Annotated in this window: 14 protein-coding genes and 3 pseudogenes; 9 read left to right on the forward strand and 8 right to left on the reverse strand. The window is 58.0% G+C overall.

Annotated features, from left to right (window positions below; all coding sequences use genetic code 11):
- Positions 1-375 precede the first annotated feature (375 nt).
- Complete coding sequence (locus tag LOZ77_RS15000) at positions 376-567, forward strand: hypothetical protein (RefSeq protein WP_230279790.1); 192 nt, start codon at positions 376-378, stop codon at positions 565-567.
- Positions 568-702: 135 nt separating this feature from the next.
- Here the strand turns inward: LOZ77_RS15000 and LOZ77_RS15005 are convergent.
- Positions 703-1763 (reverse strand): IS630 family transposase gene (locus LOZ77_RS15005; RefSeq protein ID WP_230279791.1). Its coding sequence is split into 2 segments (ribosomal slippage): positions 703-1271 and positions 1271-1763, totalling 1062 coding nucleotides; the frame shifts between segments, so codons are not numbered across the junction.
- Between the two features lie 40 nt (positions 1764-1803).
- Entirely contained in the window at positions 1804-2118 is a 315-nt protein-coding gene (locus LOZ77_RS15010) for a hypothetical protein (RefSeq protein ID WP_230279792.1), read from the reverse strand.
- Between the two features lie 73 nt (positions 2119-2191).
- On the opposite strand from LOZ77_RS15010, the pseudogene LOZ77_RS15015 reads away from it, so the two are divergent.
- The 4 genes and pseudogenes from LOZ77_RS15015 to LOZ77_RS15030 all read left to right on the forward strand — a co-directional run.
- Positions 2192-2515 (forward strand): annotated as a pseudogene (locus tag LOZ77_RS15015) (IS5 family transposase); the annotation flags it as partial.
- A 241-nt stretch (positions 2516-2756) separates the two neighbouring features.
- On the forward strand, positions 2757-4229 hold the full coding sequence (gene istA, locus LOZ77_RS15020; protein WP_230279793.1) for an IS21 family transposase: 1473 nt from the start codon (positions 2757-2759) through the stop codon (positions 4227-4229).
- Positions 4226-5062, forward strand: coding sequence for an IS21-like element helper ATPase IstB (gene istB, locus LOZ77_RS15025; protein WP_230279794.1), 837 nt, complete (start codon positions 4226-4228; stop codon positions 5060-5062). The genes istA (LOZ77_RS15020) and istB (LOZ77_RS15025) overlap by 4 nt, the downstream gene beginning before the upstream one ends.
- A 101-nt stretch (positions 5063-5163) precedes the next feature.
- Positions 5164-5385, forward strand: a pseudogene (locus LOZ77_RS15030) (transposase); the annotation flags it as partial.
- 127 nt (positions 5386-5512) lie between these two features.
- Here LOZ77_RS15030 and istB (LOZ77_RS15035) read toward each other — a convergent pair.
- Both istB (LOZ77_RS15035) and istA (LOZ77_RS15040) read right to left on the reverse strand, forming a co-directional pair.
- Complete coding sequence (istB, locus tag LOZ77_RS15035) at positions 5513-6280, reverse strand: IS21-like element helper ATPase IstB (protein WP_048578302.1); 768 nt, start codon at positions 6278-6280, stop codon at positions 5513-5515.
- Positions 6277-7767 (reverse strand): IS21 family transposase, encoded by a 1491-nt coding sequence (gene istA, locus LOZ77_RS15040; RefSeq protein ID WP_081261070.1) that lies wholly within the window; start codon positions 7765-7767, stop codon positions 6277-6279. Before istA (LOZ77_RS15040) ends, istB (LOZ77_RS15035) begins: the two co-directional genes overlap by 4 nt.
- A gap of 119 nt (positions 7768-7886) precedes the next feature.
- Here istA (LOZ77_RS15040) and LOZ77_RS15045 point away from each other — a divergent pair.
- Positions 7887-8093 (forward strand): annotated as a pseudogene (locus tag LOZ77_RS15045) (transposase); the annotation flags it as partial.
- A gap of 152 nt (positions 8094-8245) precedes the next feature.
- Here LOZ77_RS15045 and LOZ77_RS15050 read toward each other — a convergent pair.
- A complete protein-coding gene (locus LOZ77_RS15050; RefSeq protein WP_230279795.1) occupies positions 8246-8479 on the reverse strand; it encodes a hypothetical protein in 234 nt (77 codons plus the stop codon).
- Positions 8480-8959: 480 nt separating this feature from the next.
- On the opposite strand from LOZ77_RS15050, the gene LOZ77_RS15055 reads away from it, so the two are divergent.
- The 3 genes from LOZ77_RS15055 to LOZ77_RS15065 all read left to right on the forward strand — a co-directional run bounded on the left by LOZ77_RS15055 (position 8960) and on the right by LOZ77_RS15065 (position 12657).
- On the forward strand, positions 8960-10402 hold the full coding sequence (locus LOZ77_RS15055) for a GMC oxidoreductase (protein ID WP_230279796.1): 1443 nt from the start codon (positions 8960-8962) through the stop codon (positions 10400-10402).
- Positions 10399-10869 (forward strand): hypothetical protein, encoded by a 471-nt coding sequence (locus LOZ77_RS15060; RefSeq protein WP_230279797.1) that lies wholly within the window; start codon positions 10399-10401, stop codon positions 10867-10869. Before LOZ77_RS15055 ends, LOZ77_RS15060 begins: the two co-directional genes overlap by 4 nt.
- A gap of 333 nt (positions 10870-11202) precedes the next feature.
- On the forward strand, positions 11203-12657 hold the full coding sequence (locus LOZ77_RS15065; RefSeq protein ID WP_370638021.1) for a DUF6538 domain-containing protein: 1455 nt from the start codon (positions 11203-11205) through the stop codon (positions 12655-12657).
- A gap of 351 nt (positions 12658-13008) precedes the next feature.
- Here the strand turns inward: LOZ77_RS15065 and LOZ77_RS15070 are convergent, their stop codons facing one another.
- The 3 genes from LOZ77_RS15070 to LOZ77_RS15080 are packed head-to-tail and all read right to left on the reverse strand — an operon-like array spanning position 13009 to position 13775.
- Positions 13009-13212, reverse strand: a complete 204-nt coding sequence (locus LOZ77_RS15070) for a hypothetical protein (RefSeq protein ID WP_230279798.1) — start codon at positions 13210-13212, stop codon at positions 13009-13011.
- A gap of 10 nt (positions 13213-13222) precedes the next feature.
- Positions 13223-13489: a hypothetical protein gene (locus tag LOZ77_RS15075; RefSeq protein WP_230279799.1), complete on the reverse strand. Its 267-nt coding sequence runs from the start codon at positions 13487-13489 to the stop codon at positions 13223-13225.
- A gap of 49 nt (positions 13490-13538) precedes the next feature.
- On the reverse strand, positions 13539-13775 hold the full coding sequence (locus LOZ77_RS15080) for a hypothetical protein (RefSeq protein WP_230279800.1): 237 nt from the start codon (positions 13773-13775) through the stop codon (positions 13539-13541).
- Between the last annotated feature and the right edge of the window lie 41 nt (positions 13776-13816).

Here is a 13816-nt window from a genome sequence, read left to right on the forward strand (position 1 = left end):
ATCGGCGGCTGGACAGGGCTGGTTGCTGCGGCAACTGCCGTCCATTTCGCGTGCAGCGATGCCTGAAAGCCTTATGCGCGGCCCTTCTTTGCACCAAACCGGTCCATCGCCATCCCAGACGCGGATTGGTGTGCATTCAAAGGTCTGTCCAGCAGGGACAATGGCTTGAAGAAGGAGCAGGCTTGCGAACATGACATTCCTTTGAAACTGTACCCTAAGATTGGAAGAGCGGAAGTGATATCAAATGCGCGACTGGCTGACTGACGAAGAGCGGGCAAACGAAGAGCAAAACGCGTGGAAGCTGGAGTTGGAAGCCACTTTGCTCGGTATCCTCATGCTTGTCGCAGCATTGACGACTGTATTCGGATAGTCGTGATGCCGATTACCCGCGATAAAGAGCTTTGGATGGCAGCGCTCCTTCTCGAGAAAAAGCACGGTGCGGCCGCTGCGACGTATGTCGCGGGACGTTGTCGAAAGTTTGAAGCCGAAGGTGACGACGGCGGGGTTAAGCTTTGGACCGAGATTGGTCAAAAATTGCACGAACTGAAACCTGCAGGCCGAAATTAGGTCGTGAACCCATAAAGCGGGCTACGACACGGATTGCTGCGCAGCGAATTTTTGCCAACGCTTTTCCAGCTTTTGGACCATCGTAGCTTCGGTCGTTCGGATGTCGTCGATCGATCTAATACCAAGGCGCGCTGATCAGAACCCATGAGCCCATTGTCGCATTCCAATGGACATGATGCGCCACGGCTGATCGACGAGCTTGTTCCATGCGAAGCAGCAGTGGTCGACGATATCGTCGTAGGATTTGAAGATGCGGTTCGACAGCCAGTTGTCGCGCATGAACTGCCACAGGTTCTCGACCGGGTTCAGTTCAGGGCATCGTGGCGGCAGCGGCATCAGCGTGATGTTGGGCGGAACGATCAGTTCGGCCGATCCGTGCCATCCAGCCTGGTCGAGGATCAGTACGGCGTGGGCGCCCGGCGCGATATGGAAGGCGATTTCCTCCAGATGCATACTCATCGCTTCGCTGTTGCACCGGGGCATGACGATGCCGGCAGCCTTGCCTTCAGCGGGACAGATCGCGCCGAAGAGCCAGGCTGAAGAGCGCCGCTGATCTTTGGGCGCCGACGGTCTCGTGCCGCGCTTCGCCCAGCGCCGCGTGAGCTTGGTCTGCTGACCGATACGGGCTTCATCCTGCCACCATAGCTCTACAGGCGTTCCTTGCGGGAGGCTGCATCTGATTTGCGCCAGGCGGGCAGCGAACTCTTTTTAAAAATGGCAATGTCTTCACGCTTCTGGCCGCGATGGCGGGGTCGGGCCGAGAGCTTGCGATAACCCATCGCACGCAGTTCGCGCCCAAGAGTGTGGCGCGTGACCGACAGTTCGAATTCGTCCCAGACCCACTGCGCCAGATCACACAGCCGCCAACGCACTACGCCATGCGACGCGGGGATCGGGCCCGCCTCGACGATCTCGGCCAGCCGGGCGCGCTGATCGTCATTCAAGATCGAAGCCCGCCCCGGAGCCTTGCGAGTGGCAAGACCGTCGGGGCCACCCTCGTTGAAGCGCAGAACCCAGTCGCGCACGATCTGCAGCGTCACGCCGGCAATCTTCGCCGCTTCGCTGCGGCTCCCGCCGTCAAGAACCAGCGCAATGGCCAATAGGCGCCGGACCTGATCGGCATCATCGCATCGTCGCGCAAGCCCTCGCAAATCCGTCGAAGTGTAGTCAGATCTAATCTCAATCGCTGCCGCCATCGCAAGCCTCCTGTGCTTGCCATGGTGAATCAGAAAATCATCAACTTGGGAATCCCCGGCGTGAGTCAGCCTCAGCGCGCCTTGGTATAAGCCATTTGTCGAAAGCCGTTTTCACAAAGGCTTGGCCCACATCGTTCAACTCGGACCATTTGATCACGAGATCGGGTGAGCGGGCGATAACACTCCTTCCCGGTGTGAGCCCCTTGGCGGCCAATAGCTCTGCAAATACATATAGACTTGTGGAAACGTGACGGTGCCATTCTCCATCGTCGGGGATTTGGTTGCCGTCAGCGTCATAGGAACTCACCGGAACACTCAGCATTCCTGGGACGTCGATCACCTTAAAGTCCGTCATTGGCACCTCGTCGCCGTATGCAATCCGAACTTAGGACCTTTTATTCGACGGCGGAATCTGATTCAGGCTCCACATGAGCCGATATGACCTGACCGACTTTGAATGGCGCGTGATCGAACCGCTGCTGCCCAACAAGCCTCGTGGCGTGCCTCGAGTCGATGATCGGCGCGTTCTGAACGGGATATTCTGGGTGCTTCGTTCCGGTGCGCCGTGGCGCGATCTGCCCGAGCGTTACGGCCCACGTACCACCTGCTACAACCGTTTCGTGCGCTGGCGAAAAGCTGGTGTATGGGATCGGATGATGGACGCCATTACCGCTGCCCAAGACGGCGATATCCAGATGATCGACAGCACTTCCATTCGCGCCCACCAACAGGCCGCGACGGCAAAAAGGGGGATCGAGATCATTGTCTCGGTCGCTCCCGAGTGTCGCGCGACATTCACGGTGAGAATGCGCGACAATCAAGATGAGAATCTGGTGTGTCGGGGTTGGCGTAGGGCGTAGCCCGGAGCCGATCCCGACACACCGGAGCGCCCCTTTGTGGGGAGGCCGAAGATGATCGCGGCGTCAGGTATGGTTGGGTTTTCCCGGGAGGAGGACCTGCCGTGTGCCTGGCCGTCACATAACCGATCATCAGATGAGGCTTTTCATGAACATCAGAAGGAACGATCCCGTCACCGTTACCGCGGCGAAGGCGGGGTTCAGCACGGCGACGGGTTACCGGCTATTGGAGCGGGCAACGCTGCCTTCTCAGGCGAAGACACCGCGAGAGCGGCGACGTCCCGATCCGCTCGCCGGGATATTCGAGGAAGAGGTTGTGCCGCTACTGGAAGCCGCGCCCGCTCTTCGCCCGATCGCGATCTTCGAGGAACTGCGCCGTCGGCACGGCGATCTGCCGTTTGCGCGTCGGACATTGGAGCGGCGGATCAGGGGCTGGCGGGCGATTCATGGGCCTGAGCGCGAGGTCATGTTCCGCCAGGTGCACGAACCCGGCCGACTCGGCTTGTCGGACTTTACCGCGATGGCCGATCTGGGCGTCACCGTTGTCGGCGAGACGTTGGAGCATATGCTCTATCACTTCCGGCTGATCCATGGCGGCTTCGAGCATGCCCATGTGATCCTGGGCGGCGAGAGCTTCGTCGCGCTCGCCGAAGGGATGCAGAATGCCTTGTGGTCGGCAGGCGGCGTGCCCCGGCTCCACCGCACCGACAGCCTGTCGGCAGCGTTCCGCAATATCGGCGCCGATGCCCGTGCCGACCTTACCCGGCGGTACGATGCGCTGTGCCAGCATTACGGGATGGAGCCGACCCGCAACAACACTGGCGTAGCCCACGAGAATGGCTCGATCGAGAGCGCCCACGGCCACATCAAGGCTGCGATCAGGGATGCCCTGCTGCTAAGGGGCAGCAGCGACTTCACCGACCTTGCCGCCTACCGGCGGTTCATTGACGAGGTCGTGACCGCACGCAACCGGCGTCATGCCCCCTCGATCGATGCGGAGCGCCGCGCCTTGCAGCCGCTGCCTGACGTGCGCACAAGTGATTACGAGGAAGTTCTGGTCACCGTCACTTCGTCGGGCGGGTTCACGCTGCGCAAGGTGTTCTACACCGTTCCTTCGCGTCTGATCGGCCACCGGCTCAGGGCCCGGCTTTACGATGACCGGATCGACCTGTTCCTGGGCGGCACCCGGCTGATGACGCTGGTGCGCGGCCGCGCCGGCAGCAATGGCAAGCATGGCCATATCGTCGATTACCGGCACGTCATCCACTCGCTCAGGCGCAAGCCAATGGCGCTCATGGGACTGGTCTACCGCGATAGTCTGTTCCCGCGAGAGGCCTACCGGCGGATGTTCGAGCACCTGTTGGAATGCGAAGGAGAACGCAGTGCCTGCCGGATCATCGTCGACCTGCTTGCCATGGCGCACGAGCGGGCCTGCGAGGCAGAACTGGCGGGCCTTCTCCAAGCAGACCTTGTCGCAGGGCGAACCCCGGACATCGCCGCCTTGCGCGCCCGGTTCTCGCCAGATCCGGCAGCGCTGCCCGAAGTGGTGGTCGAGCTCGGCGAACTGGCTTCCTACGACAGCCTGATCGGCCTCGGAGAAGCGGCATGAGCGCGGACCCGGCGATCGACGCCCAGCGGCTCAGCCTGATGCTGAACGAACTGCGCCTGCCCGCGATCAAGCACATGTGGGGTGACTTCGCCGCGCGGGCCGATAAGGAAGGCTGGCCTGCGGCCCGGTTCCTTGCCGCGGTGGCCGAGCACGAAATAGCCGAGCGCGACCAGCGGCGAATGGAGCGCCACCTGAAGGAGGCCCATCTTCCCGCCGGGAAAACCCTCGACACCTTCGCGTTCGATGCCGTTCCGATGATCTCCAGGGCGCAGGTCATGGCCCTGTGCGCAGGTGACGGATGGCTCGAACAGGGCGCCAATCTGATCCTGTTCGGGCCGCCAGGCGGCGGCAAGACGCATCTGGCTTCCGCCATCGGCCTTGCTCTCGTGGAAAATGGCTGGCGGGTGTTGTTCACCCGAACATCCGATCTTGTGCAGCGGCTCCAGGTCGCACGCCGCGAACTTGCGCTGGAATCCGCGTTGGCGAAGCTCGACAAATACCATCTGCTGGTGCTCGACGACTTCGCCTACGTCAGCCGCGACCAGGCCGAAACCTCGGTCCTGTTCGAACTGATCAGCGCCCGATACGAAAGACGCTCGCTGCTCATCACCGCCAACCAGCCCTTCGGCGAATGGAACCGGGTCTTCCCCGATCCGGCCATGACGCTCGCCGCTGTCGACAGGCTCGTTCATCACGCGACGATCTTCGAGATGAACGTCGAAAGTTACCGACGCAAAACCGCTGAAACCCGGCGATCAGGACCAGGACGACCCGCAGCGTTCACAACGCCAAAGGTCCTGGAGGCCGTCCGCGACAATCAGGACGACCGATAAACCTTGCCAGCGACAATCAAAATGACCACAAACTGTCGCGCCGCGACAATCAACTTCTTATCCTGATAGTCGCGCTCTTCTCACCCAGATCGTCGCGCCACACCCGAGGCGGGCTCACGACCAAAATCCACGCGGTCGTCGATGGGCAAGGCCTCCCGATCCGACTGAGCCTGACCGCCGGGCAAAGCCACGACGGCCAAGCCGCCGATAATCTGCTTGGCCATGTTGGTGCCGGAACAATCGTGCTGGCGGACAAGGCCTATGATGCCGACCGCATCCGGGCATCTCTCCGCGATAAAGGCGCGTTCGCCAACATCCCACCCATGTCAACGGCGGCGTAAAAGTCGTCCATTGGGCGGAGCAAAACCAGGCCACTTGATCCGGGTGTTGGCGAGCGCCGGGAGGGCGTAGCCCGAGCGGGGGTCGCCAACACCCGGATTGCCGTTTCTGTCAGGGGTTGGGACGTGCTTTGCGTGCCTGGCTCTGGGCCAGGCGATAGCTCTCGCCGTTCATCTCGAGGATGCTGACGTGGTGGGTGAGCCGGTCGAGGAGCGCGCCTGTCAGGCGCTCGGAACCGAACGTCTCGGTCCATTCGTCGAACGGCAGGTTGCTGGTGATCAGCGTCGAGCCGCGTTCGTAGCGCTGTGAGATCAGCTCGAACAGCAGTTCCGCGCCGGTTTTGGAGAGGGGCACGAACCCCAGCTCATCGATGATGAGAAGCTTATAGCCGGTCATCTGCTTGTGTAAGCGCAGTAGGCGGCGTTCGTCGCGTGCCTCCATCATCTCGCTGACCAGCGCGGAAGCAGTGATGAACCCGACCGTCAGGCCCTTCTGGCAGGCCGCCAGGCCAAGACCGATCGCGACATGGGTCTTGCCGGTCCCCGACGGGCCAAGGGCGATGACGTTCTCGCGACGGGTAATCCAGTCACAACGCGCCAGTTCGAGCACCTGCATCTTGTTGAGCTTCGGAATGGCGGCAAAGTCGAAGCTGTCGAGGCTCTTGGCGGCCGGGAACCGCGCGGCCTTGATCCGGCGCTCGACCATCCGGCGTTCCCGGTCGATCAGTTCCAGTTCGACAAGCCGAGCAAGGTAGCGGACATGATCTACGCCCTCTGCTGCGCATTGCCGGGCCAGCTTGTCATGCTCGCGCAGGAAGGTTGGCAGCTTGAGCGTCTTGAGGTGGCTGGCGAGCAGCAGTTCGGGAGCTTGGCTGCTCATGCCGCTGCTCCGCCGGTCAACAGCCGCATGTACGAGCGCGCCGATGTTGTCTCCACTCTGGCCCTGGGCAGGTAGGGATAGATCGCCATGTCCAGTCGGGGCGGGCGGCGCTCCACCCGGCATAACAGGAGATGCTTCACCGCATCGAAGCCGATCGCGCCCATATCAAGGGCCTGCTTCACCGCGCCATGCAGATCGGCCAGAGCGAAGCTCTCCAGCAGGCGCAGTACCTGCACATATTCGCGCCGGCCATGCTTGCCCATGCGCGTCTCCATCAGCCGGCGCAGCGTTGTAAATACCTCGGGCAGGTCCCAGCCCTGCAATGGTGCGGCCTGATCGAGGGCATTGATCTTCTGTTCGATCAGGGGAAGGTAATGGATCGGATCGAAGATCACATCCTCGCGCTCGTAGCTGCGCACATGGCGGGCAATGATCTCGCCCCGGCAACCGATCACCACCTCGTCGACATAGCCCCTGATCCACACCTCCTGGTGGCCGAAGCGCACCGGCACCGAGTAATCGTTGGTCCGGTAACGCACCAGCGCCTGCGATGAGACCTGGCCGCTGGTCTGGTCACAGGCCTCGAAGGGGGAAGCCGGCAGTTCCTGCATCGCCGCCAGATCGCGCCGCAGCCTCTCGCCAATCGTCTCACTCTCGCCCCGCAGCCGGTCGTTCTGCCGTTTGCGGCATTGCTCCTCGAGCCACAGGTTGAACGCCTCCCATGTCGGGAACCGGGGGATCGGCACCATGAAGTTGCGCCGGCAATAGCCGACAAGGCCTTCAACGCCGCCCTTATCGTTACCCTTGCCGGGGCGGCCGTAACGATCACGGATCAGGTAGTGCGACAGGAAGGCGCTGAACAGCCTCGCGCGCAGCCGCGTCCCGTCAGGCAGGATCTTCGAGACCAGGCAGCGGTCGTTGTCGTAGACGATCGACAGCGGCACCGCGCCGAAGAACGCAAAGGCGTGGACATGGCCGTCCATCCAGGCCTCGGCAACGGCAGCCGGATAGGCGCGTACGTAGCAGGCGTCGCTGTGCGGCAGATCGAGCACGAAGAAGTGCGCCTTCTGCTCCACCCCGCCGATCTCGACCAGAGCTTCTCCAAAATCTGCCTGCCCATGGCCGGGTGCGTGTGCCAGCGGCACGAACATCTCCCGGCTGCGCTGATCCCGATCCCGGATGTAATCCTTGATGATCGTGTAGCCTCCGGTGAAGCCATGCTCTTCGCGAAGGCGATCGAACACACGCTTCGCCGTATGGCGCTGCTTGCGCGGGACCGACCGGTCCCCATCCAGCCAGCCGTCGATGATCGGTATGAACGCTTCCAGCTTCGGTCGCCGCACCGGGGCGCTGCGACGGTAACCGGGCGGCTCGGAATACGACAGCATCTTGCGGACCGTGTCGCGCGATATGTTGAAATGCTTCGCTGCCGCCCGGGCGCTCATGCCGCCCGCGCAGGCAAGACGAACCTTCAGGTAAAGTTCCACGGTGTAAATCCCTCATCCCTCCTCGCCAGCATCGCGAAAAGGGAAAAAGTGGACGACTTTTACGCCGCCCGCAGCAGCACTTCGCCGCCGCTACCGTGGTCTAATTTTGCACCGCCGTTCTCAAACCCAAGGCCAATCGGCGGTCGAAACCCTATTTTAGCACATGGCTGTACCGTGAGCGCAACCTGATCGAACGCTTCTTCTCAAAGCTGAAGCACTTCCGCAGGGTCGCAACACGCTATGACAAGCTGGCCGAAAACTTCCTGGCCATGGTCCAACTGGCTTCAATGCGCCTGTGGCTTCGCGTTTATGAGTCTACGGCCTAGCTGTCCTACATCGAACAAATAGTGAACATGAGGTGCCTCGAACGAATCGGAGGCTTTCTATGCTTATTCTCGATCCCGCGATGGTGGTCGCTTTAGCCCTCGCTCTGTCGGCAGCATCTGGTCTTGTATGGGCCGTCAGACGGAAGCCTTAGTTACTGGTCGTTATGGGCGACACATTCAAAAACGTCCGGCCCGGCCAGAAAAGCACAACGAACGTCCTGCTCTGTTCCGGCCACTGCGAGCCTGCGCACAAGCTCCTGCTCAGCAGCAATCAATTCATCCTCGCTCATATCAGCGAAGAAACCGAACTCCGGTCGATCAGCGATGTGCGCTAAGCAATCAATACGTTCAAGCCAGTCACAGAAATGTTGAACGCGGTAGTTCACCTATTAAATCTCGCTTGGATGCATGCAGCCGTTGTCTTCTAGGGCAGACTACCAGCCGCTCCTGAAGATTTGCTTAAATGGCATTCTGGTCGAGAGAGACACTTGCCAACTGCATTCGAGGTGCCGCGCTCGGTACGGCCGGCTCGAGAACGGGCGTTATGTGAAATGCGTTGGATGCCATTCGTTTGGGCGAACAATCTGCAGCTTAAAAGTTCCAATCTATCCAAGCTGGGCGCGTCCCCGGCAGATGAGTGCCACCTCACCCGATCAACCCTCGATCACAATGGATACGATTTTTTCTCGGCATGAACATCCGACCGAGATTGGCAAGTTGGCAGCCCTATTAACGTCAACTGCTTGTCAAGCGGTTTGAAGAAAGTTCTGCTATATTGGCTATTTCGTCTTCCGTTCAGATAGCCAATTATCCATAACCATCTGAACCAGTCCGATATTTGTCACCATTCGGAACAAGGAACGAGAATGATCCTGTCAGACGCCAGCAAATTGAGTGGTGCCACATATGATGCTATTATCGTTGGATCAGGTTTTGGCTCTTCATTCTTCCTTAGCGAGATAATAAAAAATAGAAGGTTCAAAAATATCTTGGTTCTAGAGTGGGGTCAGCATAACACCTACGACTGGCAGTGGGATAATCAGAAAAATACGCCGACTTCACCGTCAGAGACCTACAGTACAAATTCCAAGAAGTCTTGGAATTATACAATCGGTTTGGGTGGCGGAACAAATTGTTGGTTTGCACAGACGCCCAGATTGCATCCCAGTGATTTCGTTCTCCAATCGAAATATGGAATCGGTTCCGACTGGCCGATCAGTTACGATGAGCTAGAGCCCTTCTACGTCTCGGCGGAGGACATTATGTCGGTGTCAGGGGACAACGACATGCACCTATGTCTGCCCCGTTCTGCCCCCTTTCCTCAGCCCCCTCACAATCTTTCCAAGCCTGACCGGATTATGAAAGATGCGAGCCCCGACTTGCATTTTGCCATGCCAACCGCGCGTGCCCGTCTGCCAACTGAACAACGCAGTTCTTGTTGCGCTTCAATGCGTTGCTGGTTGTGTCCGGTGAATGCGAAATTTACTGCAAATAATGGCCTAATGCACCTGTTTGCAAATGATCGTGTCGAGGTCGTAACCGAGGCAGAAGTCCGCAGCTTCGAACACACAAGCAATACTATTTCAGCCGTAAATTTTCGCGCGGGTAATCGCGACTACCGGGTAGCAGGCGACCTTTTCGTATTAGGGGCCAATGCCATTCAAAGCCCAGCGATCCTCCTGCGGTCCGATCTTGGCGGAGGAAAAGTTGGATTGGGACTGCACGAATCCTATGGTGCGGAATTTGAAGCCATGCTGGACGGGGTGGATAATTTTGATGGCAGCACAATCACAACCGGATTGAATTACAGTCTCTACGACGGCGAGCATCGTCGAACCCATGGTGCAGCGCTAATCTACTTCGAAAATCGCTGGAAGCACGGGCTGCGCGCCGAAGTCGGTCGTCTTCGTCAAATCTTGCCGCTGACGATCGTGACCGAAGATTTGCTCGAGGACCACAATCGTGTGATCCTCAATGCTAAGGATCAGGCCTATGTGGAGTATCATGGTCCATCTGATTACGCCTTGCAGGGCATGGAATTGGCGCGTTCACGATTAGAGGATGTCTTGAGGGCATTGCCGATCGAAAAAATCGAAGATCGCGGGATCAGAGGAACAGAATCCCATTTGCAAGGCACACTAAGGATGGGCAACGATCCTGATGCGTCGGTTGTTGACGCCAATATGATACATCATAGGTTGCGTAATTTGATGGTTGTAGGAACTGCTGTGTTTCCTACTTCCTCTTGCTCCAATCCGAGCCTCACGGCAGCGGCACTTTCACTTCGGGCGGCGAGAAAGCTGGCATGACCCACTTTACGCGACGCGCCATTCTAGGCTCTACTGCCGCAGCCGCGATAACAGTCAGCGCTATAGGCGGCTGGACCTTAGCGAAAACATCACCAATTGGCCTTTTGCGGCAAACGCTTGAACGGTATTTGGGACCTGTTCCAATCTCGAATGACGAACTTGATAGATTCCTATCAGCGGTGACGGGGGACAAGCCTTGGCTATTCCCAACGAGAAAGTTGGCCGCAACGTACGAAGTAGCTCTCGACCACGGGATAACGGATATAATTACTCCATATCTTCCCGATGACGATCAAGCACAGATATTATTGTTTGAGCGTAGAATTTTGGGTGCTTTTGTTTCTATGACAAATTATGGTTTGCGATCCGGCCAAGATGACGAAGTAATATACATCGATAATCAGGCTTGCATCAATCCGTATGCCAATCTCGAAATTCTGAACAACTATCCTACATGGGCGCCATAGGGGCGCCGTATTCCTTGGATTGCGATATCACTGTCACAGTACCCCCGAAGCGGCATAGGCCGGGTCGAAAATTCAACTCTCATCCTGTGAAGGCGCTTTCGGTAGGATGACACCGACAAGAAGAATTTGCAGACTTTGGGTAATCGGTGGGTAATTTCTTTCCCGCTGCGAAAATGGATGACAACACCCTTGAAAACCCTAGCTTATCTTTAAGCCCTGATTTGATTTCGTAATGCGGGGGCCACAGGTTCGAGTCCTGTAAGCGGCACCAGTTTTCCTAAAATCGTTGAAAAACAGCCTCTTGAGCAGGCTCCGTGCGACGATTGTAGCACAATGGTGTCGCACACAAGCCGCCCTGATCGTGCCTTAAAGCATTCAAAACAATCAAGAATCGCCTCTTCAAACTGTAGCACAGGTGTGTCGCACAGAAGGCATGTCGGGCTATGGCGTCGTGGTGCCATCTATCAGTATCGCGTCCGCGTTCCTGCCGATCTGCGTTCGAGAATCGGCTCGACGCACATAAATCGTTCGTTGCGGACGGCTTCGTTCACCGAGGCGATACGCTGTGTGCGGATGCTCGCTTACGAAATCGAAAAGCGATTTGACGCTGTTCGAGATCAGCATGTCTTTGATCCGTCCGAGATACCGCAGAGGCAATCGCGGGCAGGGTCGATCAAGCGAGAAGAGCAGCGTCTCGTTCCCCCACAAACCTTTTCGGATATCGCCAACCAGTATCTCGATGACCCGACTTCCAGTCGCACAGCGAAAAGCAAGGCGATCTATCGGACGACCTACGCCGCCTTCGCGAGCATCTTCGAGACCGACATTCCCGCAGCTTCGATAACGCGAGAGATGTGTCGCGAAGCACTTGGAGTGCTGCAAACCCTGCCGTCCAACGCTTCCAAAAGGTGGCCCGATCTCACCTTGCGGGAATTGGCCGCAAAGGCTCGCGCGGAAGGTATTCCAGCCATGAGTCCAGCCAATGTGAACGAGTATATGAATAAGCTCTCAACGCTGTTCAATTGGGCGGTCAAAGAAGAGAAGATCACCCGCAATCCAGCCAAGGGTCTGCGCATTGCAGACCTCGTTGCTCGTCGCGATAAACGGAAGCCATTCTCGACCGTTCAGCTTCGACGCATCTTCAACGCGCCGATATATCGCGGTTGTCGAGATGATGGCGCTGGTTTCGCATGCGCGGGCGACGCAAAACCTCGACGTGCACGATTTTGGATTCCGCTAATCGCTCTATGGTCGGGGATGCGGCAAAACGAGATTTGCCAACTCCACACTGCCGATGTTCGAAAGGTCGAAGGCATCCTTTGCTTTGTCGTTGGACGAGGGGAAGCAGGCGACAAGCACCTCAAAACCGTCGCCAGTGAGAGATTGGTCCCGCTGCATCCTGAACTCATTCGGATGGGATTGCCCCAGTATGTAGATGAGCGGCGTCGTGCTGGCGACACGAGGCTGTTCCCTGAATTGAGTCTCGATGGATACGGGCATTATTCCAGCAGATTTTCGAAATGGTTCGCCCGCTTCCTTCTCTCTTGCAATGCTGCGGATGAACGAACCTGCTTTCACAGTTTCCGCCACTCATTCAGGGACGCTCTGCGCGAAGCCAAGGTCGAACGGGAGATCGTGTTGGCCATGGGTGGTTGGACTTCCCCACTCGGTTCGGGAGGGGCATCAGTCGCTGACACCTATGGGAAGGGTTTCAGCACGCAATTGCTTTTCGATGCGATAGCGAACGTGGAATACCCAGCGCTGGATTTGACCCATCTTCGCCTTTGATCAGGCGAAGATAGACATGCCTTCTGTGCGACACACCTGTGCTACAGTTTGAAGAGGCGATTCTTGATTGTTTTGAATGCTTTAAGGCACGATCAGGGCGGCTTGTGTGCGACACCATTGTGCTACAATCGTCGCACGGAGCCTGCTCAAGAGGCTGTTTTTCAACGATTTTAGGAAAACTGGTGCCGCTTACAGGACTCGAAACGGGATCGATGTCATGAGGATCAGTCATGGCGGGATTTATCCTGACAATTCAGTGGTGGTGAGTTTGAGTCCGCTTACAGGACCGTGATTGAGGACCGTTGCCATGCCGTGGGCGACGATGCGCAAGCGTTGTCGCCAGCGGCTTGACTACACGCTGCGTTGATCGTCGATCCATCGATGTTCGCAGTTTTGGCAGGAACGGTTTGGCGCATTGATTTCCTGCATGCAGCCTCCGAGGATGACTTCACCGCGTTTGGCTCGTTTGATGAGGCCCTGACTGGGATAGCCGTAGATAATCGGCACGCCCGCTTTCGTTTCGCATTCAGGGCAGTCGAAGCGCTTGCGGTTCATGCGGACCAGACTAGTGAAGCGTGGGATTATCGATCTCATCGTCGAGGAAGGTTTCCATGCCGTCTTCCTCAACGGCTTGCTCGAAGGCTGCGAACGCTTCCTCATCGGTATCGAAGGGATCGTCCCAGACCGATGAGGTGCCATGGATGTTCACCACTTCCAGCGCCCACTGCGTTTCGTGTTCGAGGCGATAGATGTGGACCTCGACGCTGATGTCATCGCGCGTGATGGCGCAGGACAGGGGCGAGGTGATGATGTTGGGCTCACGATCTGGCATGACAGGCTCCTCAACGAGAAGGCAGATATAGCCGCAGTTTATCGGACGGTCATGCAGCAATGGCTTCCTCGGCCATGCGAGTCTTGATGCGATGGACAGTGCCGACGCCGACCTTGAGCTTGCGGGCGGTCTCATTGATGGAAGTGCCAGATTTGAGTTGCCGCTCGATCTTGGCGACCTTCTGCGGATCGAGTGCGGGACGGCCTCCTTTTGAGAACGGCGGTGCAAAATTAGACCACGGTAGCGGCGGCGAAGTGCTGCTGCGGGCGGCGTAAAAGTCGTCCACTTTTTCCCTTTTCGCGATGCTGGCGAGGAGGGATGAGGGAT

The sequence above is a fragment of the Croceicoccus sp. Ery15 genome, from assembly GCF_020985305.1.
GTDB lineage: Bacteria > Pseudomonadota > Alphaproteobacteria > Sphingomonadales > Sphingomonadaceae > Croceicoccus.